Raw genomic sequence first — 22,608 nt, forward strand, 5'->3', positions numbered from 1 at the left:
CACGCGGCGTCACGCGCCTTGATTGGCCCGCCGTGGCAGACCTTCGCGACGCCAGAAATAGGGTGAACAGGCCCTAGGCCAGGAAGTCCTCGATCAGCTGCGCCACGCGCTGCGGCTGGTCGTGGTGCAGCATGTGGCCCGCGTCGTCGAGCTGCGCGATGCGCACCGAGGGCACGGACTTCAGCCGCTCGTGGAATTCGGCGAGCGTGTAGCGCGCCTTCCACCAGCCGTGCAGGCTGTCGTCCGAGGCCTCGATCATCAGCGTCGGCGCGGTGATGCGCGCATAGAGCGCCAGTGTTTCGTCGACGCGGAAGATGTTGGCGTTGACGATCTTGTGCGCGGCCTCGCCGAGGATCTGCCAGCGCGTGCTGCCGTCGGCCTGGGCCTGCGGCGCCGACCAGTGGCCGGCCAGCCAGTCGGCCTTGTCCTGCGTGAGGCGCGGGTTGGTCTTCATGAGGCGGCGCGCCACGCCGTCCACCACCGAATAGCCCGCGAGCGCCTTCTCGCCGCGGTGCAGGCCCTTGAGCTCGTCGATCCACTGGCCGTAGCGCGCGGGCGCCTCGGCGGGCTGGCGCGCGGGCATGCCGAAGCCTTCGAGGTTGACGAGGCGGCGGATGCGCGCCGGGCGCACGCCCGCGTAGTGCATCGCCACATTGCCGCCCATGCTGTGGCCCACGAGGTCGACCGGGCGGGCATCGTCACCTTCGCCGGCGTAGTGGTCGAGCAGCCATTCGAGGTCGGCCAGGTAGTCGGGCAGCCAGTAGTTGTCGACCCCGCCGCCGTCGGTGAGGCCGAAGCCGCGCCAGTCGGGGGCGATGATGAAGCGGTCGTCCTTCAGCGCATCGACCACGAACTGCCAGGAGGCCGCCACGTCCATCCAGCCATGCACCAGCACCAGCGGCGGGCGCTCGCTCGACGGTTGCCCCCAGAGGCGGACGTGGTAGTTCAGGTTGCGCACGGGCACGAATTCGCTGCGCGAGGGGCGGAGGGCTTGGTACATATGGTGCTCGATGATACGGAGAGGCCGCGCCGCGCGCAGTCCGCCACAGGACAGGGCGGCGCTCGGTTTCTCGGGGCCGGGGCAGCGCCTGCCGCGCGGGCGCGCTAGCATTCCGCGCATGAAAAAGATTCCACTCGGTCAGAGCGACCTCCACGTCACCCCGATCTGCCTCGGCACCATGACTTTCGGCGAGCAGGTCGATGAGCCCACCGCCCACGACGTCCTGGCCCGTTCGCTCGAACGCGGCGTCGACTTCATCGACACGGCCGAGATGTACGCGGTGCCGGCAAGCAAGGAAACCTGCGGCGCGACCGAAACCATCATCGGCAACTGGTTTGCGGCCAACCCCGGCACGCGCCAGAAGATCACGCTGGCGACCAAGGTGGCCGGCCCCTCGCGCGGCATGCCCTGGGTGCGCGAAGGCACGGGCATGACGGCGGCCGACATCGAGGCCTCGTGCCACGGCAGCCTGCGCCGCCTGCAGACCGACGTGATCGACCTGTACCAGATCCACTGGCCCGAGCGCCACGTGCCGGTGTTCGGCAACATCCACTACAACCCCGAGAAGGAAACCTCGCAGACGCCGATCCACGACCAGCTCGAGGCGCTGGGCAAGCTGGTGAAGGCGGGCAAGGTGCGCACCATCGGCCTGTCGAACGAGACGCCCTACGGCGTGCACGAGTTCGTGCGGCTGGCCGAGCAGCACGGGCTGCCGCGCGTGGTGTCGGTGCAGAACGTCTACAACCTGGTGAGCCGCGCGCACGAGAACGCGCTCGACGAGACCATGCACCGGCTGGGCGTGTCGCTGCTGGCGTACTCGCCGCTGGCCTTCGGCCTGCTGACGGGCAAGTACGACCAGAGCGGCATCGAGGGCCCCGACGCGCCCAAGGGCGCGCGCATCTCGAGCTACGAGTCGGTGCGCAAGCAGCGCTGGGGCAAGCCCGACGCGCTGCGCGCGGCGCGCCGCTACAACCAGCTCGCACGCGACCACGGCCTGAGCCCCACGCAGCTCGCGCTGGCCTTCTGCTACACCAAGTGGCAGGTGGCGAGCACGATCATCGGCGTGACCTCGGTGGCGCAGCTCGACGAAGACCTGGACGCCTACGGCACCACGCTGTCGGCCGAGGTGCTGGCCGAGATCGACAAGATCCGCCTGGACATCCGCGACCCTGCCGCCTGACCCGAACAAGTGAGCAAGTGAGCAAGAAAGCCCACGTTTCCGAGACGCCCGCCACCCAGCTGCTGCGGGCGAACAAGGTCGCCTTCACCGAGCACCCCTATGAGTACCAGGAGCACGGCGGCGCCCAGCACAGCGCGCAGGTGCTGGGCTTCGACCCGTTCACCGTGGTCAAGACGCTGGTGATGCAGGACCAGGACGCCAGGCCGCTGATCGTGCTGATGCACGGCAACCGCACGGTGTCGACCAAGAACCTCGCGCGGCAGATCGGCGCCAAGTCGGTCGAGCCCTGCAAGCCCGAGGTGGCGCAGCGCCACAGCGGCTACATGGTGGGGGGCACCTCGCCCTTCGGCACGCGGCGCGAGATGCCGGTCTACATCGAGTCGAGCGTGCTCGAACTGCCGAAGATCGCGATCAACGGCGGGCGGCGCGGCTACCTCGTGGGCATCGATCCGCAGGTGTGCGTGACGCTCCTGGGCGCCAAGCCCGTGCAGTGCGCGCTGGCAGAATAGCCGGCGTTTGTCTTTTTCCCGCCGGGCATGCAGGCCGGCGGCGCACAACAACAATCCGTTCCCCGGAGACCGCCTTGAGTTTCGATCTGCCTTCCCTCCTTGCCATCGTGGCGTCGTACCTGATCGGTTCGCTGTCGTTTGCGGTCATCGTGAGCAAGTCGCTCGGCATGGCCGACCCGCGCAGCTACGGCAGCGGCAACCCCGGCGCCACCAACGTGCTGCGCTCGGGCAACAAGGGCGCGGCGCTGGCCACCTTGCTGCTCGATGCGGCGAAGGGCTGGCTGCCGGTGTTCCTGATCCGCCAGTTCGGCGCGCAGTGGGGGCTGGGCGAGGGCGTGGCGGCGCTGGCGGGCCTGGCGGCCTTCCTGGGCCACCTGTACCCGGTGTTCTTCAGCTTCCAGGGCGGCAAGGGCGTGGCCACGGCCGCCGGCGTGCTGGTGGGCATCGCGCCCTGGCTGGGGCTGGCCACGGGCGCGACCTGGCTGATCATCGCGATCTTCTTCCGCTATTCGTCGCTGTCGTCGCTGGTGGCGGCGTTCTTCGCACCGGCCTACTACCTGCTGGGTGGAAACATTGCGTGGCCACTCGACCGCACGGTGCTGATTGCGATCATCATCATGAGTCTGCTGCTGATCTGGCGGCACCGCGAAAACATCCGCCGGCTCGCGGCCGGCACGGAGTCGAAACTCGGCTCGAAGAAAAAGGCTTGAACTCACCATGGCATCCATCACCCGCTTCCACGTCGGCCCGCGTCTGTCCGAGACCGCGGTGCACAACGGCACCATCTACCTCGCGGGCCAAGTGCCCGACGACACCACGCAGGACATCCGCGGCCAGACCGCGCAGGTGCTCGGCATGGTCGACCGCCTGCTGGCCGAGGCCGGCAGCGACAAGTCGCGCATCCTCATGACGCAGATCTTCCTGGCCGACATCGGCGACATCGGCGCCATGAACGAGGTGTGGGATGCGTGGATTCCGGCCGGCAACACGCCGCCGCGCGCGACCGTGGAGGCCAAGATGGCCAACGCGGCTTACAAGATCGAGATCGTGGTGACGGCCGCGCAGGCCTGACCACAAACGGTCAGGTCAGTACCGCTTCTCGAGAATCATCTCGTCGGCATCGCGCCGCATCGAGAAGCGGTTGAGAAAGCTGTTGCCCAGCAAGACGAAGGGCATGGGTTGCTGCGAGACGATGGCGTCGATGTCGTAGACCTCGACGTCGCCCACGCGCACGCTCTGCAGCCGCAGCCTGTAGCCCGCAGCGTTGCCGTTGGCCGTGCGCATCTGCACCGGCTGCCCCTTGCTGTAGTCGAGCCCGATGCGCTGGGCATCGACCGCCGACAGCGCGATGGTGGTTGCGCCGGTGTCGAGCATGAAGGTGACGGCGCGGCCGTTGATCTGGCCCTGCGTCATGTAGTGGCCCCGGCTGTCGGCCTGCAGCACGATGCGGTTGCCGCCGCTGCCGGCAATGCCGCCCCGGCCGATGCTCACGGGCGAATCCATGCGCAGCGAGAAGCGCTTGCCCGCCGATTCGACCACCGCCTGGTCGGCCTGCAGCGACACCAGCTTGACGCCCTGGAAGGTCTCCCCGACCGCCACGGTCTTGGGCGGCGCGCCGTTCACGATGAGGATGGCGCGGCTGCCGATGGAGCCGGTCAGCGTGACCGAGTCGGCGGCGTGCGCCGCCATGGCCGCGGCCGCCCACAGCGCCGCGACGAGGAGCGCCTTCATGCGCGGGTCAGTCGCGGAAGTTGTTGAAGGACAGCGGCATGTCGGGCACGTCCTTCTTGATGAGGGCCATGGCGGCCTGCAGGTCGTCGCGCTTGGCGCCGGTGATGCGCACGGCATCGCCCTGGATCGCGGCCTGCACCTTGAGCTTGCTGTCCTTGACGATGCGGGTGATCTTCTTGGCCTGCTCGCTCTCGATGCCGTTCTTGATCTTGATGACCTGCTTGACCTTGTCGCCGCCCATCTTCTGGACGTCGCCCTTGTCGAGAAAACGCACGTCGACGTTGCGCTTGGTGAGCTTGTTGCGAAGGATGTCCTCGACCTGCACGAGCTGGAACTCGGCGTCGCCGATCATGGTGATCTCCTTGTCCTTGAGCTCGACGGCGGCGGCGGTGCCCTTGAAATCGAAGCGCGTGGCGATTTCCTTGGCGGTGTTTTCGACCGCATTCTTCACTTCGGGCAGATTGGGCTCGCAGACGGTATCGAAAGACGGCATAGGCTCTCCTGGACGCACGGGTACTGAATGCGACAATTCTCCCATGATCGTGGAGTCCAATGTCCCGCTGCAGCCCTACAACAGCTTCGGCATCGTCGCGCGCGCGCAGCACCTGGCGCGCATCACCAGCGAGGCCGACCTGGCCGCGCTGCACGCCGATCCGGCCTGGCGCGACGAACCCCGTTTCGTGCTCGGCGGCGGCAGCAACATCGTGCTCACGGGCGACGTCAAGCCGCTGGTGCTGAAGGTCGAGATCAAGGGTCGCCGGCTGGTCGAAGAGACGCCGCGCGCCTGGATCGTCGAGGCCGGCGCCGGCGAAACCTGGCACGACACCGTCGAGTGGATGGTGCGCAGCGGCTATCCGGGGCTGGAAAACCTGGCGCTCATTCCCGGCACGGTGGGCGGCGCGCCGGTGCAGAACATCGGCGCCTACGGTGTCGAGCTGCAGGACCGCTTCGATTCGCTCGACGCCTTCGACCTCGAAACCGGCCGCGCCTTCACGCTCGACGCGGCGCAGTGTGCTTTCGGCTACCGCGATTCGGTCTTCAAGCACGTGCGCAGCGGTCCGAACGATTTCGGCCTGGCGGGCCGCGCGGTCATTACGCGGGTGCGCTTCCGGCTGCCCAAGCCCTGGAAGCCGGTGGTCGGCTACCTCGACCTCGAGCGCAAGATGGAAGAAACCGGCAATTTCACGCCCAGCGCGGTCGACATCTTCGAGTGGATCTGCGCCATCCGCCGTGCCAAGCTGCCCGACTGGCGCGTGCTGGGCAACGCCGGCAGCTTCTTCAAGAACCCGACGGTCACGCCCGAGCAGTGCGCCGACATCATCGCGCGCGACCCCAAGATCGTTCACTACCCGATGGACGACGGCAGCATCAAGCTCGCGGCCGGCTGGCTCATCGACGCCTGCGGCTGGAAGGGCAAGTCGGTCGGCAACGCCGGCGTGTACGAAAAGCAGGCGCTGGTGCTGGTCAACCGCGGCGGTTCGGCCAACCCGGTGACCGGCGGCGAGGTGATGACCCTGGCCAAGGCGATCCAGACCAGCGTGTACGAGCGCTTCGGCATCCGGCTGGAGCCGGAACCCGTGGTGGTCTGACCCCGCCGACACCCCGCACACCGCCGCGCGCATGGAGCTCGACTTTCTTCACCTGAACTTCCGACGCCGCATCGCGGTTGCCCTGTGGGCCCAGCGGCTCACCGTCGTGGGCGGCATCGCCTGGCTGCTCTTCGGGTGGCACAACGGGGCCGGGTCGGTGGCCTTCGTGCTGTTCGCCGGCTTTGTCTTCGTCGCGACGCTCGCCTGGGTCGAGAAGAGCATGCGCCGCCAGTTCATCCGCGAGGCCCGGCTGCCGCCATTCCTCATCGGCAAGCTGCGCGCTGCGCACCCGCAACTGAGCCGGCGCGACGCCGAGCTGGTGCTGCGCGGCCTGCGGCAGTTCTTCATGGCCCACCTGCGCAGCGACCGCAAGTTCGTGGCCATGCCCTCGCGGGTGGTCGACACGGCCTGGCACGAGTTCATCCTGCACACCCAGGGCTACCAGAACTGGTGCAAGGCGGCCTTCGGCGGCATGCTGCACCACAGTCCGGCCGAGGTGCTGGGCAGGGACGCCCGGCGCAACGACGGCCTGCGCCGCACCTGGTACTGGGCCTGCAAGGAAGAAAGCATCGACCCGCGCAATCCGGCGCGACTGCCGCTGCTGTTTGCGCTGGACATCAAGTTTGCGATTGCGGACGGCTTTCACTACATCCCCGATTGCCGGGCGGTCGAGCGAGAAATCGGCTCTGACGCGCACTGCGGCACGAGCTTCGGCGATTCGTCGTCCGACGGCGGCAGCTCGGGCGATGCCGGGGGCTTCGGCGGCAGCGAGTCGAGCGGGGGCGGCGATGGCGGCTCCAGCGACGGCGGTGGCGCGTCCGATGGGGGCGGTGGATGCGGTGGCGGGTGCGGAGGAGGCGGCGACTGACGCCGGGTGCACCTTCCAAAGAAAAACGGGCCCCGAGGGGCCCGTTGTCATTGCTGCCCTTGCGGTTGGCAAGGGCAGCGAAGGGATCGATCAGCTCGCGTCGCCGTCGTTCGCCAGCTTCGGCAGCGAGGCACCTTCGCCCGACGACAGCAGGCCCACACGGGTGTAGATCGCCAGCTTCTCGCGCGTGTCGACGATGTCCAGATTGCGCATCGTGAGCTGGCCGATGCGGTCCAGCGGCGTGAACGCGCCTTCGACCTTTTCCATGCTCAGGCGCTCGGGCTTGTACGTGAGGTTGGCCGATTCGGTGTTCAGGATCGAGTAGTCGTTGCCGCGGCGCAGCTCGACCGTCACTTCGCCGGTGATGGCGCGCGCGACCCAGCGCTGTGCCGTTTCGCGCAGCATGATGGCCTGCGGGTCGAACCAGCGGCCCTGGTACAGCAGGCGGCCCAGGCGGCGGCCGTTGTCGCGGTACTGCTCGATGGTGTCTTCGTTGTGGATGCCGGTCACGAGGCGCTCGTAGGCGATGAACAGCAGCGCCAGGCCGGGGGCCTCGTAGATGCCGCGGCTCTTGGCCTCGATGATGCGGTTCTCGATCTGGTCGCTCATGCCCAGGCCGTGGCGACCGCCGATGCGGTTGGCTTCGAGGATCAGCTCGACCAGGTTCGTGTAGCGCACGCCGTTCAGCGCGACGGGCACGCCTTCCTCGAAACGCACCGAGACGGTTTCGCGCTTGACTTCGACTTCGTCCTTCCAGAAGGCCACGCCCATGATGGGCTGCACGATCTGCATGCCGCTGTTCAGGTGCTCGAGGTCTTTGGCCTCGTGCGTGGCGCCCAGCATGTTCGAGTCGGTCGAGTAGGCCTTCTCGGACGACATCTTGTAGGCGAAGCCGGCCTTTTGCATGAACGCCGACATTTCGGCGCGGCCGCCCAGCTCGTCGATGAAGACCTGGTCGAGCCAGGGCTTGTAGATCTTCAATGCGGGGTTGGTGAGCAGGCCGTAGCGGTAGAAGCGCTCGATGTCGTTGCCCTTGTAGGTGCTGCCGTCGCCCCAGATGTGAACGTCGTCTTCCTTCATGGCCGACACCAGCATGGTGCCCGTCACCGCGCGGCCCAGCGGCGTGGTGTTGAAGTAGGTCACACCGGCGGTGGTCACATGGAACGCGCCGGCCTGCAGGGCGGCGATGCCTTCGTTGGCCAGCTGCGCGCGGCAGTCGATCAGGCGGGCGTTCTCGGCGCCGTAGAGCATCGCCTTGCGCGGAATCTCGTCGTAGTCGGGCTCGTCGGGCTGGCCGAGGTTGGCGGTGTAGGCGTAGGGGACGGCGCCCTTGAGCTTCATCCAGTGCAGCGCCGCGCTGGTGTCCAGGCCGCCCGAGAAGGCAATGCCGACCTTCTGGCCGGCGGGAACGTTTTGGAGAATGGTCGACATGTCAGGGGTTCCGTTTCAACCGAAGTGGCAGATGTAGCTGTAGGGCTCGCCGCTCACGCGGATCTGGAAGCTGGAGTTGCCCGGGATACTGAACTTCTGGCCGGGGCCCGAGGCGATCCATTCGCTGGTGCCTGCGAGCTGGTATTCGCAGCTGCCGCCGGTGCCTTCCATGATTTCAGGCGCGCCGGTGTTGAAGGTGAGGGTGGAGGGCAGGACCACGCCGACCGATTTCTTGGTGCCGTCCGCCAGGGTGAGGTTGTGGCTCACGCACTTGCCGTCGAAATACACATTGGCCTTGGTGGCCACTGCGGCGCTGTTGATGGTGTCGGTAGTCGTCGTCATTGGATGGATGGCGCCGGCGCCTGCGCGTTCGGCGGATCGAGGGACGCGCCGCGGCAGCAGCACCCCCGGGGTTGGAGAAGCCCTCGATTTTAGGGGCTCGGGCGAGCCGGCCCGCCGTGGGGGAACTCAGTAGCGCCAGCCGTGGCGATGGCCGCCCCATCCGCGATAGCCACGGTAGTAGCCGCCACCGCCCCAGCCGCGCGAATAGCCCAGGTTCAGCGAGATGCCGACCGGCGGGTAGGCGTAGGGCTGTGCATACGGGTAGGTGTAGGCGGGCTGCACGTAGACGGGCGGGGCGTACACCGGGGCCGGCTGCACGTAGACCGGCGCGGGCGCGTTGGACACCACCACGCCGGGTTCGGGCACGACGCTGTCCCAGGGGGAGTTGGCGCCTTGCTGGTACGGGTACTGCCCCTGCTGCGGGTACTGTTCCGGGTACTGCGGGCCGTTGTTGGCCTCGACCGGGTAGGGCTGCAATTGCGACTGGGGCTGGACCGGCGCGGTGGTCACGCCCGACGTGGTCACCCCGTAGCCGCTGGCCTGGATCGGGATGGTGGCGCCCGGCCGACTGGTGGTGCGGGTCGTGTACTGGCGGCCCTGGTACTCGTAGGTGACGTTGTAGCTGACGTCGCTGCCGGTCGTTTCGCGGATCGGCGTGGCGGAAATCACGCGCGCCTGGACCACTTGCTGGGCCTGCACGACGCTGGCGCCCGTGGCCAGCAGGCCGGCCGCCGAAAGCCCCGTGAGGATGCGAAAAACGTGTCTGTTCATGGTGTTCTCTCCTGCAGATCGCGGTTGGAGGCCGGCCGGCGGGACGGGGTTCCGGTGTTTACACGGCGTTCACAGCCCAGCTCGACGCGTCGAAACCGGTCGTTACGCCGGTTTTCGGGCCCCAGTCGACCACCGGCCGCTTGATCAGGCTGGGGTTGGCCAGCAGCACGGGGCGGGCCGAGGCTGCGTCGACCACCGCGTCGCGCGTGGCCTCGTCCAGCTTGCGCCAGGTGGTGCCCTTGCGGTTGACCAGCGCCTCCCAGCCGGGGGCCTGGAGCCAGCGGTCGAGCTCGGTCTCGGGCACGCCCTGTTTCTTGAAATCGTGGAAGGCGTAGGCCACGCCATGGTCGTCGAGCCAGGCGCGGGCGCGCTTGACGGTGTCGCAGTTCGGGATGCCGTATAGGGTTGTCATGGCCGCCATGATGCCGCGAGCGGCGGGTCGGCGACAATGCCGGCCTCCATGGAAACCCTGAACGACTGGCTCGCGCGCGCCGAGCACCTTCATCCCGACAAGATCGAACTCGGGCTCGATCGCGCCAAAGAAATGGCGCAGCGTCTGGGCCTGCGTTTCGACTGCCCCGTCATCACGGTGGCGGGCACCAACGGCAAGGGCTCGACCTGCGCCATGCTCGAATCGATCCTGACGCACGCGGGCTACCGCACGGCCGTGTTCACCTCGCCGCACCTGGTGCGCTTCGAGGAGCGGCTGCGGCTCAAGGGCGAGGCGGTCGATGCTTCCAAACTGATAGCAAGCTTCGAGGTGGTGGAAAAGGCCCGTGGCGACATGGCCCTGACCTACTTCGAGTTCACCACGCTCGGCATCCTGCATTGCATGATCCAGGAGAAGCCCGACGTGGCGATCCTCGAGGTCGGCCTGGGCGGCCGGCTCGACGCGGTGAACATCATCGACGCCGACTGCGCGGTCATCACCAGCATCGACCTGGACCACATGGAGTACCTCGGCCCCGACCGCGAAAGTATCGGCTTCGAGAAGGCCGGCATCCTGCGCGCCGGCAAGCCCGCCATCGTGAGCGACCCGGTGCCGCCGCAAAGCGTCATCGACCACGCCAACGCCATCGGCGCCGACCTGTGGCGCTTCGGGCACGACTTCAACGTCTCGGGCGACAAGCAGCAGTGGGGCTGGTCGGGCCGGGGGCGGCGCTACAGCGGGCTGGCCTATCCGGCGCTGCGCGGCGCCAACCAGCTGCTCAACGCGGCGGGTGTGCTTGCGGCGCTCGAGGCGCTGCGCCCGCAGCTGCCGATCACGGCGCAGGCGGTGCGCAACGGGCTCGCGATGGTCGAGCTGCCGGGCCGCTTCCAGATCGTGCCGGGCGAGCCCACGCTGGTGCTCGACGTGGCGCACAACGCCCACGCCGTCGCGGCGCTGGCCGAGAACCTCGACGCCATGGGTTTTTCGCCCACCACGCACGGCGTGTTCGGCGTCATGGCCGACAAGGACCTCGCGCCCATCCTGGCGCGCATCGGGCCGCTGATCGACCGCTGGTACTTCACCGACCTGCCCACGCCGCGCGCCGCCAAGGCCGCCGATCTGCTGGCCGCGTGGCAGGCCCAGAACACGCGCAAAGACGCCTCGGGCAGCGTGCACGCGAGCCCGATGGACGCCCTGCGCGCGGCCATCGAGCAGGCAGGTGCCACTGATAGAATCGTGGTCTTCGGATCGTTCTTCACCGTGGGTGGCGTCCTCGAAAACGGCACCCCCCGGCTGCAAGCCAAACACCTGCTGCCAGGCGGCTGATCGTCGGGCTGTCCACACCCATCCGGCACCATCGGGCACCACCTCGCTGCACTCCTCCAGGGATCGAACTTCATGGCGTTTTTCAAGTTCCGCGCGCGCGGCCCACAAGGCAACGAAGGACGCAGCGCCCCCGCGGCGGTGCCGGCGGAAAGTGTCGAATCCATGCGCCGGCGTGCGCGCCATCGGCTGCTCGGTGCGGCGGTGCTGGTGCTGGTCGGCGTGATCGGCTTCCCGCTGCTGTTCGACACCCAGCCGCGCCCCGTGCCGGTCGACATCCCGATCGAGATTCCTGATCGCAACAAGGCCAAGCCGCTGCCCGTGCCCGCCACGCCGGCACCCGCGACGAGCAGCGCGCCTTCGTCCTCGTCCGATGGCAGTTCCCGCGTAGCGGCAGCCTCGTCGGCCGGCGGCATGATCACCGAGACCGCCGACGGCACCGTGATCGAACCGGGCGCGACCGTGCCTGCCACCCCGCCGGCGCCCAAGCCCGCCGTGGAGCCGAAGAAGCCCGAACCCAAGCCGGAACCCAAACCCGAGCCGAAGCCCGAACCCAAGCCGGAGCCGAAAAAGCCCGAACCGAAGCCCGAGGCCAAGCCGAAGCCGGAACCCGCCAAGCCCGCCGCGAACGCCGACGACGGCGCCCGCGCCCGCGCGCTGCTCGAAGGCAAGCCGCCCGCCGCCGGGCCCAAGCCGGCCGCCGACGACAACGGCCGCTTCGTCGTGCAGGTCGGCGCTTTCGCCGATGCCGATAAGGCGCGCGAAGTGCGCCAGAAGCTCGAGCGTGCCGGCCTCAAGACCTACGTACACGTCGCCAAGACGACCGACGGCGAACGCACGCGTGTGCGCGTCGGGCCGTTCGCCTCGCGTGCCGAGGCCGAGAAGGCCGCGGACCGGGTCAAGGGCTTGTCTTTGGCCGCAGCCATCCTCACGTTGTAAGCACCGCCGTCGCCCGCTGCCTGTAGTTCATTGCCGTGGCCCTGCTCGACTGGATCGCCATCGCGCTCATCGTGCTGTCGATGCTGTTCGGGCTGGTGCGCGGCCTGGTGTTCGAAGTGATTTCGCTGATCGGCTGGGTGGCCGCCTTCATCGTGGCCCAGTGGGTGGCCTCCGACGTGGCGGCCTGGCTGCCGTTCGGCGACCCGCAGGCCACCTGGCGTTACCCGCTGGCCTTTGTGCTGGTGTTCGTGGCGGTGGCGTTCGGCGTGGGGCTGGCGGCAGCTCTCACGCGCAAGCTGATCGCCGCGGTCGGCCTGCGGCCGGTGGACCGGATTTTGGGAGCAGCGTTCGGCGCGGCACGGGGGGCGGTGGCCCTGCTCGTGCTGGCGGTCGTTGTTCATTTGCTGGCGTTGAGCGACAGTGCCTGGTGGCACGAATCGCGCAGCGCCATTGTTCTCGATGCGGCATTGCAGGGCCTCAAACCCTCGCTGCCTGAAAAGTTGGCAAGCTACCTGCCCTGAGAGGAATCGTTCATGTGTGGAATCGTCGGCGTTGTCAGCAACGCACCCGTCAACCAGCTGCTCTATGACGCGCTGCTGCTGCTGCAGCACCGTGGCCAGGATGCGGCCGGCATCGTGACCTTGCTGGAACGCAAGTTCTTCATGCACAAGGCCAAGGGCATGGTGCGCGACGTGTTCCGCACCCGCAACATGCGCGCGCTGCCCGGCAACGTGGGCCTGGGCCAGGTACGCTACCCGACCGCGGGCAACGCCTACAGCGAGGAAGAGGCGCAGCCCTTCTACGTGAACGCGCCCTTCGGCATCGTGCTGGTGCACAACGGCAACCTGACCAACGCGCACGCCCTGCGCGCGGAGCTGTTCTCCACCGACCACCGCCACACCAACACCGAGAGCGACTCCGAAGTGCTGCTCAACGTGCTGGCCCACGAAGTCGAGCGCTCTTCGCGCGGCGTGCCGCTGCACCCGGCCGAGGTGTTCGCCGCCGTCAAGAACGTCTACAAGCGCCTGCGCGGCTCGTACGCGGTGGTCTCGCTGATCGCCGGCCACGGCCTGCTGGCCTTCCGCGACCCCTACGGCATCCGCCCGCTGTGCATGGGCCGCAGCGCCGACGGCACCGTCATGGTGGCCAGCGAATCGGTCGCGCTCGAAGGTTCGGGCCACGTGTTCGAACGCAACATCGAGCCGGGCGAGGCCGTGTTCATCGACCTCGAAGGCAACGTGCACTCGATGCAGTGCGCCGAAGGTGCGTCGCTCAACCCGTGCATCTTCGAGTTCGTGTACCTCGCACGTCCCGACTCGGTGCTCGATGGCATCTCGGTCTACCAGGCGCGCCTCAACCTGGGCGAAACGCTGGCCAAGCGCGTGGTCTCGACCGTGCCGCCGAACCAGATCGACGTGATCATCCCGATTCCCGAATCGAGCCGCCCGAGCGCCACGCAACTCGCGCACCTCCTGGGCATTCCGTACCGCGAAGGCTTCGTGAAGAACCGCTACGTGGGCCGCACCTTCATCATGCCGGGGCAGGGCGTTCGCAAGAAGTCGGTGCGCCAGAAGCTCAACGTGATCGGCAGCGAGTTCAAGGGCCGCAACGTGCTGCTGGTCGACGACTCCATCGTGCGCGGCACCACCAGCCGCGAGATCGTGCAGATGGCGCGCGACGCCGGCGCGCGCAAGGTCTACCTGGCCAGCGCCGCGCCGCCGGTGCGTTACCCGAACGTCTACGGCATCGACATGCCGACCAAGGACGAACTCGTGGCGCACGACCGCACCGTCGAGGAAATCCGCGAGCTCATCGGCTGCGACGCGCTGATCTACCAGGACGTCGACGCCATGAAGCGCGCCATCGGCTCGCTCAATCCGAAGCTCGCCGGTTTCGATGCCTCGTGCTTCGACGGCGTGTACGTGACCGGCGACATCGACACCGCCGCCATCTCGCGCATGAACGGCAACCGCCCGCGCATCGAGGAAAACGAAGAGGACGCTTCGCGCCTCGCCCTGCCGAATCCGAGCGAGTAAGAGAAAGAAGAGAGGGCCGACGTGAGCCAAGACGAACGCACCTTGCCACCCGGCCTGCACCGCGACACCCTCGCGCTGCGCACCGGCCTGGCGCCCAGCCAGCACGGCGAACACTCGGAGGCCCTGTTCCTCACGAGCGGCTTCGTGCAGCCCGACGCCGAGACCTCGGCTCGCCGCTTTGCCGGCACCGAGGCCGGCTTCACCTATTCGCGCACCTCGAACCCGACGGTCGCCAGCTTCGAGCAGCGCCTGGCCGCGCTCGAAGGCACCGAGGCCGCCATCGGCGCCTCGACCGGCATGGGCGCGATCCTCATGATGTGCATGGGCCTGCTCAAGGCCGGTGACCACGTGATCTGCTCGCGCTCGGTGTTCGGCTCCACGCTGAACCTGTTCGGCAAGGAGTTCGCCAAGTTCGGCGTCGAGACCACCTTTGTCTCGCAGACCGACGTGGCCGAGTGGCGTGCTGCGCTCAAGCCCAACACCAAGCTGCTGTTTGCCGAGACGCCGACCAACCCGCTGACGGAAGTCTGCGACATCCAGGCACTGGCCGACCTGGCCCACGGCGTGGGCGCGCTGCTCGCGGTCGACAACTGCTTCTGCACGCCGATCCTGCAGCGGCCGGCGGAGCTGGGCGCTGACCTCATCATCCATTCGGGCACCAAGTACCTCGACGGCCAGGGCCGCGTGATGGCTGGCGCGATCTGCGGTCCGTCGAAGCTCATCGTCGATGTCTTCGGCCCCGTGGTGCGCACCGCCGGCATGGCGCTGTCGCCATTCAATGCGTGGGTCGTGCTCAAGGGCATGGAAACACTCGGCATTCGCATGAAGGCGCAATGCGCGAATGCGCTGGCCGTGGCGCAGTGGCTCGAGCAGCAGCCCGGCATTGCGCGCGTGTACTACCCCGGTCTTGCCTCGCATGGACAGCACGAACTCGCGATGCGCCAGCAGTCGGGGCAGGGCGGGGCGGTGGTGTCGTTCGACGTGGTCGGCGACACGCCCGACGCCGCGCGCGCCAACGCCTTCCACGTGATCAACAGCACGCGCGTGGTGAGCATCGCCACCAACCTCGGCGACACCAAGACCATCATCACGCACCCCGGCACGACCTCGCACGGCCGCCTCACCGAAGTGCAGCGCCAGGCCGCCGGCATCAGCCAGGGGTTGATCCGCCTCGCGGTCGGCCTCGAATACATCGACGACATCACGGCCGACCTTTCGCGCGGCCTGAGCACCCTGACTTCCTGATTTTTCATTTCATGACCGGCAAAGTTCGCACCCGCATCGCACCGTCTCCCACCGGCTTCCTGCACCTGGGCACGGCGCGCACCGCACTCTATTCGTGGGCCTATGCGCGCCACCACGGCGGCGAGTTCGTGCTGCGCATCGAGGACACCGACGTGGCCCGCTCCACGCAGGACTCGACCGACCAGATCCTCGCGTCGATGCACTGGCTCGGCCTCGACTACGACGAAGGCCCGATCTACCAGATGCAGCGCCTCGAGCGCTACCGCGAAGTCATCGCACAGATGCTCGCGGCCGGCACCGCCTACCACTGCTACTGCACGCCGGCCGAGCTCGACGAGATGCGCGAAGCCCAACGCGCGCGCGGCGAGAAGACGCTGTACGACCGCCGCTGGCGCCCGGCGCCGGGCAAGGTGCTGCCGCCCGTGCCGGAAGGCGTGCCGCCCGTGGTGCGCTTCTGCAATCCGCCCGAAGGCGACGTGACGTGGAACGACCTCGTCAAGGGCGAGATCACCATCAACAACCGCGAGATCGACGACCTGATCATCCTGCGGCCCGACGGTGTGCCCACCTACAACTTCGCGGTGGTGGTCGACGACTGGGACATGGCCATCACGCACGTGTTCCGCGGCGACGAGCACATCAACAACACGCCGTGGCAGATCAACATCTTCCGCGCGCTCGGCGCACCGCTGCCGCAGTTCGGCCACGTGCCCGTGATCCTCGGCGACGACGGGCAGAAGCTCTCGAAGCGCCGCGGTGCCGTGAGCGTCACCGCGTACGAGGACAACGGCTACCTGCCCGAAGCCATGCTCAACTACCTCGCGCGCCTGGGCTGGAGCCACGGCGACGACGAGCTCTTCACGCGCGAGCAGATGGTGAGCTGGTTCGACGGATCGCACCTGTCGAAGAGCCCCGCGCAGTGGGACGCGGCCAAGCTTGCATGGGTGAATGCGCAGTACATCAAGGCCAAGAGCGGCGACGAGCTCGCGCCGCTTGTTGCAGCGCAGTTGCAAAAGCGCGGCATCGTTGCCGACGAGCGTCTGCCTGCGATCTGTGCGCTCTTCAAGGACCGTTGCGACACCACGGTGGCGCTCGCTGGTTGGGCTGCGGCCTTCTATGCGGACATCGAAGTGAGCGATGCAGACCGCGCGCAGCACATCACCGATGCAGTGAAGCCCGCGATCGCAACACTCGTTGAAAAATTGATGACGGTCGCCTGGGAGAGGGCCGAAATCGCAGTTATGATCAAGGAAGTCCTCGCGACACACGCGCTGAAAATGCCCGTGTTAGCGATGCCAGTACGAGTGCTTGTGATGGGAACATCGCAGACACCGTCCCTCGATTCAGTGCTCGAAATTTTTTCCCGCGAAAAAGTTATCGAGCGATTGAAAAAGGCCTGAAAAATCGGGCTATAATTCGAGGCTCGACACCCACACGGGGGTATAGCTCAGCTGGGAGAGCGCTTGCATGGCATGCAAGAGGTCATCGGTTCGATCCCGTTTACCTCCACCATCAAAGTGTCGAGTAGGTTAGAGATGCTGATCGCAGCACGTCCAAGGTTTTGACCCTATCGTCTAGAGGCCTAGGACACCACCCTTTCACGGTGGCTACCGGGGTTCGAATCCCCGTAGGGTCGCCAGTTTCACTTCGGTGAAGTCGGCACGAGTCGTCAACACTCGGTTCCGCAAGGAACGAACGTTGTCTACCAGGAGTGGTAGTTCAGTTGGTTAGAATACCGGCCTGTCACGCCGGGGGTCGCGGGTTCGAGTCCCGTCCACTCCGCCAAACACAAGCCCCAGTAGCAGTTCTGCTACTGGGGCTTTTTGTTTTGCTCCGGGGCTTGGGCGCGGATGGGCACTTGTTCCGGGGATTCCGGCTAACCCCACCACTACCAGCTGGCAGCGTGACATTTGGGAACGTTCTTCACCATGGCGATGTACGCGGCGCCGCCAGGCCAGGCGTTGGTGACACATCAGGGCGATTTCTCGTCCTCCAGGAGATGAAATGATTTTTCCCCGGTCCACTCTCAAGCTCGGTGTCGCAGGTCTCGTGGCTGCCGCCGCCGTTTTCACCGCTGCATCGGCCAGTGCGGCCACCAGCTGGTCCATTGGCGTCAACCTGCCTGGCGTGGTCGTGAGCGAGCCCGCACCGGTCTATTACGAGCCGGCGCCTGTCTATTCGAGGCCTGCCCCGACCTACTACCAGCCCGCGCAGCCGGTCTACTCCGCCCCGGCACCTGTCTACTACGAGCCTGAATCCCGTTGGGAAGAGCGTCGCGCGCAACGCTGGGAGGAACGCCGCGCAGAGCGCCGTGAATGGCGCCGCCGTCAATGGGAGCGTGAGCAGCACCGTCGCTACTACGAGGATCGCGACTGACATCGGGAACGTCGATCCCTGCGAATCTGCCGGGCTTGGCATCAGTGATCTGCTGCCAGGCCCGGCTCGCACGCACGCGCGGTTGACCTGAGCGCAGCCACGCGCTCCCGGCGGTTGCCTGCGCGCCCTGCGCATCCGCAGGGCCGACAGGACTTTCACCGAGCCATCAACACGTGAAGTCCGGGCATACTCGCGCGCCCTCAAGATTTCCAACAACTACGCCAAGAAGAACTTCATGTCAGGACACGGCTTTCACGTGCATGGTCCGCACGATCACGAACTCGAACATGCCGCCTCCGGCGGCCACGACCACGGCCACGGTGATGCAGCCTCTTCAGGCAAGGGCATGAGCACGACGGGAAAGATCGCCGTGAGCACCGCGGCCATTGCGACGGCGGGCGCGATCTTCGCGTACATGGGCGGGGCCACGCAGGCGAACGCCGGCCTCTACAAGAACAACGCGGCCATCAAGAAGACCGAGGCCTCGAACCAGTGGAATTACTTCCAGTCGAAGAGCACCAAGCAGGCGCTGGCGGAGTTCGCGCGCGACACCGCCACCGACGACGGCCGTCGCCAGGGCTGGCAGGTGAAGGTCACCCGCTACGAGCAGGAGAAGACCGAGATCCAGGCCGCCGCCAAGAAGCTGGAGGACGAGGCCAGCCGCTGGGACGCGCAATCCGAGACGCAGATGCACCAGCACCACCGCTGGGCGCAGGCCACCACCGTGCTGCAGGTCTCCATTGCGCTGGCGGCCATTGCGCTGCTCACCCGGAAGAAATGGCTGGAGCGCGCCATGTACGGCGTGGCCGTCGCGGGCGTCGCGATCGGCGCGCTGGCGGCGCTGCACATCTAGTGTGGTGTCCCACAAATAACTGCGCATGAAATCGCGCCTTTCACGCCAGGGCAGCGTTGCAAATCCTCGCGATACCTACGGGTATCGCTGCGGTTTGCGCCTTGCCCTGACGCGAAACGCATCGATTTCATTTTGCGCAGCTATTTGCGGGACACCACACTAGGACTTGGCGGGGCGATTCACCAGCGCGTGAATCCCGCGCAAGTCCAACCGCTCCAGCAAGTCGACAAGCAGAGCCAGGAACGGCGCGTAGGCGGCTTCGTCGGCGTGGCGTTCGATCCAGTGCTCGATGTCCGTGACGCGGCCCTCAAGCGCCAGGCTGGCGAGTTCGTCCAGGGCACGATCTTCCGGCATGGCATGTCGGGGCATCGCGGGCGCCGGTGATGGCTCGCCAGGCGCGGTCTCCCGCTGCGCGACGACGGGCCAGTCCGCGTCGGAGGCATCGACCGGCACCGACAGCGTGAAGGAGAACGTCGCACCCTGACCGGCCATGCTGGCCACGCTCAGCGTTCCGCCCATGGCCGAGACGATGCGCTGTGCGATAAACAGGCCCAGGCCCAGTCCCGTGCTGCCGCTCGCGGGGTGCATCTGCTGGAAGGCGCCGAAGATGTCGATGTTGCGGCTCATGTCGATGCCGATCCCGGTGTCACTGACCGCGAAGCTCAAGACACAGGCGCGCCCCTCTGGCCGGGCCGTGACCTTCAATGTCACCACGCCGTCGCGCGTGAACTTGGCGGCGTTGGACAGCAGGTTCAGCAGCACCTGCTGCATGCGCCTTCCGTCCAGGCCGATCTCTCGGGGCATTCGCTCGGAAGGGCGGTAGCGAAAGCGGTTGTTCCGCTGCGCGCACAGAGCGACGGCGTAGTCGGAAATGTCGTCCAGCAGACGCGGCAGGTCGGTGGTGACGGGGTGGACCGTCAGCGGTTGCAGCTCTGCCTTGGCGTATTCCAGCAGTTCGTCGATCAGGTGGAGCTGGTACTTGACGCTGCGCTGGATGGTCAGCAGATGCTTGCGCTGCGTGTCGTGCGCATCGGCGAGCAGGAGAGACGCGTACCCGCCGATCGTCGCAAGCGGTGCGCGCAGGTCGTGGCCGATGTAGCCCAGGATCTCGACTTTCTGATGGGCCTTGGCCTCGATGTGGGCGAGGGCCGCGCGCAGATCGGCATGCAAGGCGGCGGCGTGCATGTTGCCGAACGCGAGCGCGTAGCCGATGTGGGTCAACTTCAAGCCGAAGGCCAACAGGGTCTGGAAATTGCCCGATGCCAGAAAATCCTGTGGCATGGGAAAGAAGGGCGTGCCGACCAAGCGTGCACCATGGACCAGCAACGCCAGCAAGGCGACGACGACCACTTCGGGGTTGCTGTTTCCCCCGCGCCCACGACCCATCGTGCACAGTGCCTGAAGGGTCATCAGGGCGATCACCGACTGGGCCGCGCCGTACACGTAGACACGCGCCGAGGTGTCGTACCTGACATAGGAGAAGCAGGCCAGCAAGGCCACTTCCACAGCCAGTACCCCTGCCATCCAGGGCAGCCACGCGCGGCGCCGATCGAAGAACAGGCAGATGCCCACGTAGAACAGGATCGAACTCAGTGTCGTGAGGAAATTCCCGAGGAGGATGGAGAAGAAGTCGGGGATCCTGTCCCGCAGGATGAGCAGCAAGGCGCCGACGCCGAAGACAAGGAAGCCGACGCCCCAGACCAGCAGATAGCGCGCGCGTCCCTTCGCCCACAGCGCCAGCATGCCGGCGGCAAGGACAAACTCCGCCAGCGCCGTGAAGAACGCAGCAGTTCCCAGATTCAGATTCATTTGGACTTCGATCGACGCTTGGCGATGCGCGTCGCTCCGAGGGGAGTCCGATTCTGCGGAGGATCTCGTCAGCCGCCTTTGCCTGGCGGTGCGCCGGTTTTGATCGGGCGCCCTGTCCGGTCATTGACCGGTTCGCGCCTTCCCAGGTTGCGCGAGTTCAAGCGCAGCGCTACCCCAGCAGCAAGACCTGCGTGCCGTCGGAAGCCACCATCACGCCCGGCGAGGCCGCATCGATCTCGATGCGGATGCCCATGTGCAAGGCCGGGTCCAGGGGGCGCTGGCGGCCCGCGTTGAAGAGCGCCACGTCGCGCAGGTAGGTGTCGTGCTGCGCAAGGTTCAGCACGAACTTCTCCGGATAGGCGCCGGTCGCGCTCAGGTGGTCCGAGAATTTCTCGGTCATCGTGAAGAAGAGGAACAGCGGGTTGTCGGCCATGCCGCAAATCTAGCCGCGCCGGCCGAAATCCGGCTACCGGGTTTGTGGGAGGGGAAGAGGCGCCCGGCCGCAGCCCTCAGGCCATCCCGTAGCGCAGCAGCCAGTTCCAGATCACCGCCGAGCCGTTCGACATCGCCAGTGCCGACTTCGCGTAACCCATGAGGTCGGCCAGCCGCACCTCGGCGCGGATCACGACGTCGTGGCGCTGCAGGTCTTCTTCCTTCACGTCCGCGCGGCGCCGGTCGAGTTCGTCGCGCAGCACGGTGGCGTAGGCGCGCGGGCTCTTCAGGCGCAGGAACATGATCGGCTCGACCACGGCGTCGAGCGCGGGATCGACGAAGGTGTGGATCTCGGGTTCGCGCGAGACGACCTGGTCGCCGTGCGCGTCCCGGATCAACTGCTGGGCCTCTTCGAGCGCGGCCTCGTTCGCCGCGTAGATCCGGCCGCCGCGTCCTTCGCAGATGAACACGTACTGGTCGGGGCGCGAAAGCCAGTCGACCGGCCCGCGCTGGGCGAAGACGGCCAGACCTTCGGCGCCGGGCAGCAGCGACTGGCGCAACGGGTACTTGGTGAGCGGGTCTTCAGCGAACATCTTGCAGCTTCCTCGAAATGACGAGCGACGGGGTGTCGGCGCGGCGGTCGGCGGGCACGACCAGCACGTCGCCCGTGGCCCAGCACAGCACGCGCTGCGCCACGCTGCCGAACAGGAAGTCGGCCAGCGGATGGGCGCGGCGCTTGCCGACCACCAGCAGCTCGGCGCGCGCATGCTGCTGCTGCACCGTGGCCTGCCGCGCCGGGTCGCCGCGGCCGATGGCCGACAGCACGCGGTTGCGCCGCGCGCTCGACGAGTCGGTGAGCGAGAACAGCCGCTCGCGCGCCTGCCGCATGCTGTCGTGGCGGTAGGTCTTGATGGCGTGCTCGGACACTTCGGCGTAGCGCAGCTTGCTCTCGTGCATCGTGTTGAGCGCGTGGAACAGCTCCAGCGCGGCGTCGGGGTCCAGCCCGTGGGCCAGGCTCACGAGCTCGCGCGAGGCGGGCGTGAAGTCGACGGCCACGAGGATGCGGCTGTAGCGCAGGCGCGTGTCGAGCCGCGTCACGAGCACCGGGCAGCGCAGCTGCCGCAGCAGGCGCTCCACGGGTTGGCCGGTGAAGAAGGCGGCGGGCGAGCGGTCGCGTTCGTGGCTCAGCACCACGAGGTCGACGTAGCGCGCCTCGTCCACGATCTGCGCGAGGCCGCCGCCCGGCCCCGCGACCTGCTTGACCAGCACATCGAAGCGCGAGGCCATGGCGCGGGCCAGCCCCGCGAGGGCGGTGGCCGCTTCGGCGTGCGCGAGCGGCGCCAGGTCCGCGGGCGCGTAGACGAGCTTCAGCAGCGCGCCGTGTTCGGCCGCGAGCAGTGCGGCGCGTTCGACCGCGCGGTTGCCGCGCGCCGTCAGGTCGGTGACGGCGAGGATGGATTGAAAGGACGGCGTGCTGGATGCGACGCCGCCTCCGGGAAGGGCGTGCTCCCGCTGAACCTGATGATGATGCATGACGCACTCCAGTCGAACGCGACCCCGGATGACGGGGGCGCAGCCGCGCGGGGCAGGTGCCCGGCGGTCGATGGTTTGCGCTGAAAAGAGAGAGGGGGAAAGAGGCGGACCGCCGGGCTCAGGAATGTGCGGGCGTCTGCTGGGCCGCCGCTGTCATCCGCGCCCACGCAGGCGTGCAACCGCCGGGGCGGGACGTCGAGGTGTGGAGGAA

The 22,608-nt window shown here is 67.3% G+C and carries 25 protein-coding genes and 3 tRNA genes; 17 read left to right on the forward strand and 11 right to left on the reverse strand.

Annotated elements, in window-relative coordinates:
* Window positions 1-73: 73 nt before the first annotated feature.
* Window positions 74-1,000: an alpha/beta fold hydrolase gene (locus AC07OX_RS29940; protein WP_495263108.1), complete on the reverse strand. Its 927-nt coding sequence runs from the start codon at window positions 998-1,000 to the stop codon at window positions 74-76.
* Between the two features lie 118 nt (window positions 1,001-1,118).
* Here AC07OX_RS29940 and AC07OX_RS29945 point away from each other — a divergent pair, with 118 nt between their 5' ends.
* The 4 genes from AC07OX_RS29945 (at window position 1,119) to AC07OX_RS29960 (ending at window position 3,760) form a co-directional block, all read left to right on the forward strand.
* Entirely contained in the window at window positions 1,119-2,180 is a 1,062-nt protein-coding gene (locus AC07OX_RS29945; RefSeq protein WP_495263109.1) for an aldo/keto reductase, read from the forward strand.
* A gap of 17 nt (window positions 2,181-2,197) precedes the next feature.
* Entirely contained in the window at window positions 2,198-2,689 is a 492-nt protein-coding gene (gene ybaK, locus AC07OX_RS29950; RefSeq protein ID WP_159273307.1) for a Cys-tRNA(Pro) deacylase, read from the forward strand.
* 74 nt (window positions 2,690-2,763) lie between these two features.
* The gene (gene plsY / locus AC07OX_RS29955) at window positions 2,764-3,399 is read left to right on the forward strand and encodes a glycerol-3-phosphate 1-O-acyltransferase PlsY (protein WP_070062403.1); all 636 of its coding nucleotides are present in this window, start codon (window positions 2,764-2,766) and stop codon (window positions 3,397-3,399) included.
* Between the two features lie 7 nt (window positions 3,400-3,406).
* Window positions 3,407-3,760, forward strand: coding sequence for a RidA family protein (locus AC07OX_RS29960; protein WP_070062404.1), 354 nt, complete (start codon window positions 3,407-3,409; stop codon window positions 3,758-3,760).
* A gap of 15 nt (window positions 3,761-3,775) precedes the next feature.
* Here AC07OX_RS29960 and AC07OX_RS29965 read toward each other — a convergent pair whose 3' ends face one another.
* A complete protein-coding gene (locus AC07OX_RS29965; RefSeq protein ID WP_095746333.1) occupies window positions 3,776-4,420 on the reverse strand; it encodes a retropepsin-like aspartic protease family protein in 645 nt (214 codons plus the stop codon).
* A 7-nt stretch (window positions 4,421-4,427) separates the two neighbouring features.
* Window positions 4,428-4,913, reverse strand: coding sequence for a YajQ family cyclic di-GMP-binding protein (locus AC07OX_RS29970; protein WP_493193539.1), 486 nt, complete (start codon window positions 4,911-4,913; stop codon window positions 4,428-4,430).
* Window positions 4,914-4,956: 43 nt separating this feature from the next.
* On the opposite strand from AC07OX_RS29970, the gene murB reads away from it, so the two are divergent.
* The gene (murB, locus tag AC07OX_RS29975; RefSeq protein WP_307588747.1) at window positions 4,957-6,009 is read left to right on the forward strand and encodes a UDP-N-acetylmuramate dehydrogenase; all 1,053 of its coding nucleotides are present in this window, start codon (window positions 4,957-4,959) and stop codon (window positions 6,007-6,009) included.
* 31 nt (window positions 6,010-6,040) lie between these two features.
* Window positions 6,041-6,877, forward strand: a complete 837-nt coding sequence (locus AC07OX_RS29980) for a glycine-rich domain-containing protein (protein WP_495263110.1) — start codon at window positions 6,041-6,043, stop codon at window positions 6,875-6,877.
* A gap of 90 nt (window positions 6,878-6,967) precedes the next feature.
* Here AC07OX_RS29980 and argG read toward each other — a convergent pair whose 3' ends face one another.
* The 4 genes from argG to AC07OX_RS30000 form a co-directional block, all read right to left on the reverse strand.
* Window positions 6,968-8,308 carry an argininosuccinate synthase gene (argG, locus tag AC07OX_RS29985; RefSeq protein ID WP_159273312.1) on the reverse strand — a complete coding sequence of 447 codons (1,341 nt, stop codon included), beginning with the start codon at window positions 8,306-8,308 and terminating at the stop codon, window positions 6,968-6,970.
* Between the two features lie 15 nt (window positions 8,309-8,323).
* The gene (ppnP, locus tag AC07OX_RS29990; protein ID WP_062469962.1) at window positions 8,324-8,650 is read right to left on the reverse strand and encodes a pyrimidine/purine nucleoside phosphorylase; all 327 of its coding nucleotides are present in this window, start codon (window positions 8,648-8,650) and stop codon (window positions 8,324-8,326) included.
* 126 nt (window positions 8,651-8,776) lie between these two features.
* Entirely contained in the window at window positions 8,777-9,421 is a 645-nt protein-coding gene (locus AC07OX_RS29995) for a hypothetical protein (RefSeq protein ID WP_495263111.1), read from the reverse strand.
* A gap of 58 nt (window positions 9,422-9,479) precedes the next feature.
* Window positions 9,480-9,833, reverse strand: a complete 354-nt coding sequence (locus AC07OX_RS30000; RefSeq protein ID WP_495263112.1) for an ArsC family reductase — start codon at window positions 9,831-9,833, stop codon at window positions 9,480-9,482.
* Between the two features lie 36 nt (window positions 9,834-9,869).
* Between AC07OX_RS30000 and folC the strand changes: the two genes are divergently transcribed.
* The 11 genes from folC (at window position 9,870) to AC07OX_RS30055 (ending at window position 18,623) form a co-directional block, all read left to right on the forward strand.
* Window positions 9,870-11,177: a bifunctional tetrahydrofolate synthase/dihydrofolate synthase gene (gene folC / locus AC07OX_RS30005; protein ID WP_095950847.1), complete on the forward strand. Its 1,308-nt coding sequence runs from the start codon at window positions 9,870-9,872 to the stop codon at window positions 11,175-11,177.
* 72 nt (window positions 11,178-11,249) lie between these two features.
* A complete protein-coding gene (locus tag AC07OX_RS30010; protein WP_495263113.1) occupies window positions 11,250-12,113 on the forward strand; it encodes an SPOR domain-containing protein in 864 nt (287 codons plus the stop codon).
* A 35-nt stretch (window positions 12,114-12,148) separates the two neighbouring features.
* Window positions 12,149-12,634, forward strand: a complete 486-nt coding sequence (locus AC07OX_RS30015) for a CvpA family protein (protein ID WP_070062414.1) — start codon at window positions 12,149-12,151, stop codon at window positions 12,632-12,634.
* Window positions 12,635-12,646: 12 nt separating this feature from the next.
* Window positions 12,647-14,149, forward strand: a complete 1,503-nt coding sequence (gene purF / locus AC07OX_RS30020) for an amidophosphoribosyltransferase (RefSeq protein WP_070062415.1) — start codon at window positions 12,647-12,649, stop codon at window positions 14,147-14,149.
* Between the two features lie 21 nt (window positions 14,150-14,170).
* A complete protein-coding gene (locus AC07OX_RS30025) occupies window positions 14,171-15,394 on the forward strand; it encodes an O-succinylhomoserine sulfhydrylase (RefSeq protein ID WP_070062416.1) in 1,224 nt (407 codons plus the stop codon).
* An 11-nt stretch (window positions 15,395-15,405) separates the two neighbouring features.
* On the forward strand, window positions 15,406-16,794 hold the full coding sequence (gene gltX, locus AC07OX_RS30030) for a glutamate--tRNA ligase (RefSeq protein ID WP_369646198.1): 1,389 nt from the start codon (window positions 15,406-15,408) through the stop codon (window positions 16,792-16,794).
* A 36-nt stretch (window positions 16,795-16,830) separates the two neighbouring features.
* Window positions 16,831-16,906, forward strand: a tRNA-Ala gene (locus AC07OX_RS30035).
* A gap of 51 nt (window positions 16,907-16,957) precedes the next feature.
* A tRNA-Glu gene (locus AC07OX_RS30040) sits at window positions 16,958-17,033 on the forward strand.
* 69 nt (window positions 17,034-17,102) lie between these two features.
* Window positions 17,103-17,179, forward strand: a tRNA-Asp gene (locus AC07OX_RS30045).
* Window positions 17,180-17,398: 219 nt separating this feature from the next.
* Window positions 17,399-17,770, forward strand: coding sequence for a hypothetical protein (locus AC07OX_RS30050; RefSeq protein ID WP_159275861.1), 372 nt, complete (start codon window positions 17,399-17,401; stop codon window positions 17,768-17,770).
* Between the two features lie 235 nt (window positions 17,771-18,005).
* Window positions 18,006-18,623 (forward strand): DUF4337 domain-containing protein, encoded by a 618-nt coding sequence (locus AC07OX_RS30055; protein WP_139702098.1) that lies wholly within the window; start codon window positions 18,006-18,008, stop codon window positions 18,621-18,623.
* A gap of 159 nt (window positions 18,624-18,782) precedes the next feature.
* Here AC07OX_RS30055 and AC07OX_RS30060 read toward each other — a convergent pair whose 3' ends face one another.
* From AC07OX_RS30060 to AC07OX_RS30075, 4 genes are all read right to left on the reverse strand, one after another.
* On the reverse strand, window positions 18,783-20,432 hold the full coding sequence (locus tag AC07OX_RS30060; protein ID WP_495263114.1) for an ATP-binding protein: 1,650 nt from the start codon (window positions 20,430-20,432) through the stop codon (window positions 18,783-18,785).
* Window positions 20,433-20,601: 169 nt separating this feature from the next.
* Window positions 20,602-20,865, reverse strand: coding sequence for a hypothetical protein (locus AC07OX_RS30065; RefSeq protein WP_070062421.1), 264 nt, complete (start codon window positions 20,863-20,865; stop codon window positions 20,602-20,604).
* A gap of 76 nt (window positions 20,866-20,941) precedes the next feature.
* Window positions 20,942-21,457 (reverse strand): hypothetical protein, encoded by a 516-nt coding sequence (locus AC07OX_RS30070; protein ID WP_062469933.1) that lies wholly within the window; start codon window positions 21,455-21,457, stop codon window positions 20,942-20,944.
* Complete coding sequence (locus tag AC07OX_RS30075) at window positions 21,447-22,397, reverse strand: universal stress protein (protein WP_095746320.1); 951 nt, start codon at window positions 22,395-22,397, stop codon at window positions 21,447-21,449. Before AC07OX_RS30075 ends, AC07OX_RS30070 begins: the two co-directional genes overlap by 11 nt.
* Between the last annotated feature and the right edge of the window lie 211 nt (window positions 22,398-22,608).

The organism is Variovorax sp. GW821-FHT09D07, assembly GCF_059416345.1.

Excerpts from the sequence above, each read along its gene's own strand:
- AC07OX_RS29940 (WP_495263108.1), bottom strand. The coding sequence starts at position 1,000 with ATGTACCAAGCCCTCCGCCCCTCGCGCAGCGAATTCGTGCCCGTGCGC.
- AC07OX_RS29945 (WP_495263109.1), top strand. The coding sequence starts at position 1,119 with ATGAAAAAGATTCCACTCGGTCAGAGCGACCTCCACGTCACCCCGATC.
- AC07OX_RS29960 (WP_070062404.1), top strand. The coding sequence starts at position 3,407 with ATGGCATCCATCACCCGCTTCCACGTCGGCCCGCGTCTGTCCGAGACC.
- AC07OX_RS29965 (WP_095746333.1), bottom strand. The coding sequence starts at position 4,420 with ATGAAGGCGCTCCTCGTCGCGGCGCTGTGGGCGGCCGCGGCCATGGCG.
- AC07OX_RS29970 (WP_493193539.1), bottom strand. The coding sequence starts at position 4,913 with ATGCCGTCTTTCGATACCGTCTGCGAGCCCAATCTGCCCGAAGTGAAG.
- murB (WP_307588747.1), top strand. The coding sequence starts at position 4,957 with ATGATCGTGGAGTCCAATGTCCCGCTGCAGCCCTACAACAGCTTCGGC.
- AC07OX_RS29980 (WP_495263110.1), top strand. The coding sequence starts at position 6,041 with ATGGAGCTCGACTTTCTTCACCTGAACTTCCGACGCCGCATCGCGGTT.
- argG (WP_159273312.1), bottom strand. The coding sequence starts at position 8,308 with ATGTCGACCATTCTCCAAAACGTTCCCGCCGGCCAGAAGGTCGGCATT.
- ppnP (WP_062469962.1), bottom strand. The coding sequence starts at position 8,650 with ATGACGACGACTACCGACACCATCAACAGCGCCGCAGTGGCCACCAAG.
- AC07OX_RS29995 (WP_495263111.1), bottom strand. The coding sequence starts at position 9,421 with ATGAACAGACACGTTTTTCGCATCCTCACGGGGCTTTCGGCGGCCGGC.
- AC07OX_RS30000 (WP_495263112.1), bottom strand. The coding sequence starts at position 9,833 with ATGACAACCCTATACGGCATCCCGAACTGCGACACCGTCAAGCGCGCC.
- folC (WP_095950847.1), top strand. The coding sequence starts at position 9,870 with ATGCCGGCCTCCATGGAAACCCTGAACGACTGGCTCGCGCGCGCCGAG.
- AC07OX_RS30010 (WP_495263113.1), top strand. The coding sequence starts at position 11,250 with ATGGCGTTTTTCAAGTTCCGCGCGCGCGGCCCACAAGGCAACGAAGGA.
- purF (WP_070062415.1), top strand. The coding sequence starts at position 12,647 with ATGTGTGGAATCGTCGGCGTTGTCAGCAACGCACCCGTCAACCAGCTG.
- gltX (WP_369646198.1), top strand. The coding sequence starts at position 15,406 with ATGACCGGCAAAGTTCGCACCCGCATCGCACCGTCTCCCACCGGCTTC.
- AC07OX_RS30050 (WP_159275861.1), top strand. The coding sequence starts at position 17,399 with ATGATTTTTCCCCGGTCCACTCTCAAGCTCGGTGTCGCAGGTCTCGTG.
- AC07OX_RS30055 (WP_139702098.1), top strand. The coding sequence starts at position 18,006 with ATGTCAGGACACGGCTTTCACGTGCATGGTCCGCACGATCACGAACTC.
- AC07OX_RS30060 (WP_495263114.1), bottom strand. The coding sequence starts at position 20,432 with ATGAATCTGAATCTGGGAACTGCTGCGTTCTTCACGGCGCTGGCGGAG.
- AC07OX_RS30065 (WP_070062421.1), bottom strand. The coding sequence starts at position 20,865 with ATGGCCGACAACCCGCTGTTCCTCTTCTTCACGATGACCGAGAAATTC.
- AC07OX_RS30070 (WP_062469933.1), bottom strand. The coding sequence starts at position 21,457 with ATGTTCGCTGAAGACCCGCTCACCAAGTACCCGTTGCGCCAGTCGCTG.
- AC07OX_RS30075 (WP_095746320.1), bottom strand. The coding sequence starts at position 22,397 with ATGCATCATCATCAGGTTCAGCGGGAGCACGCCCTTCCCGGAGGCGGC.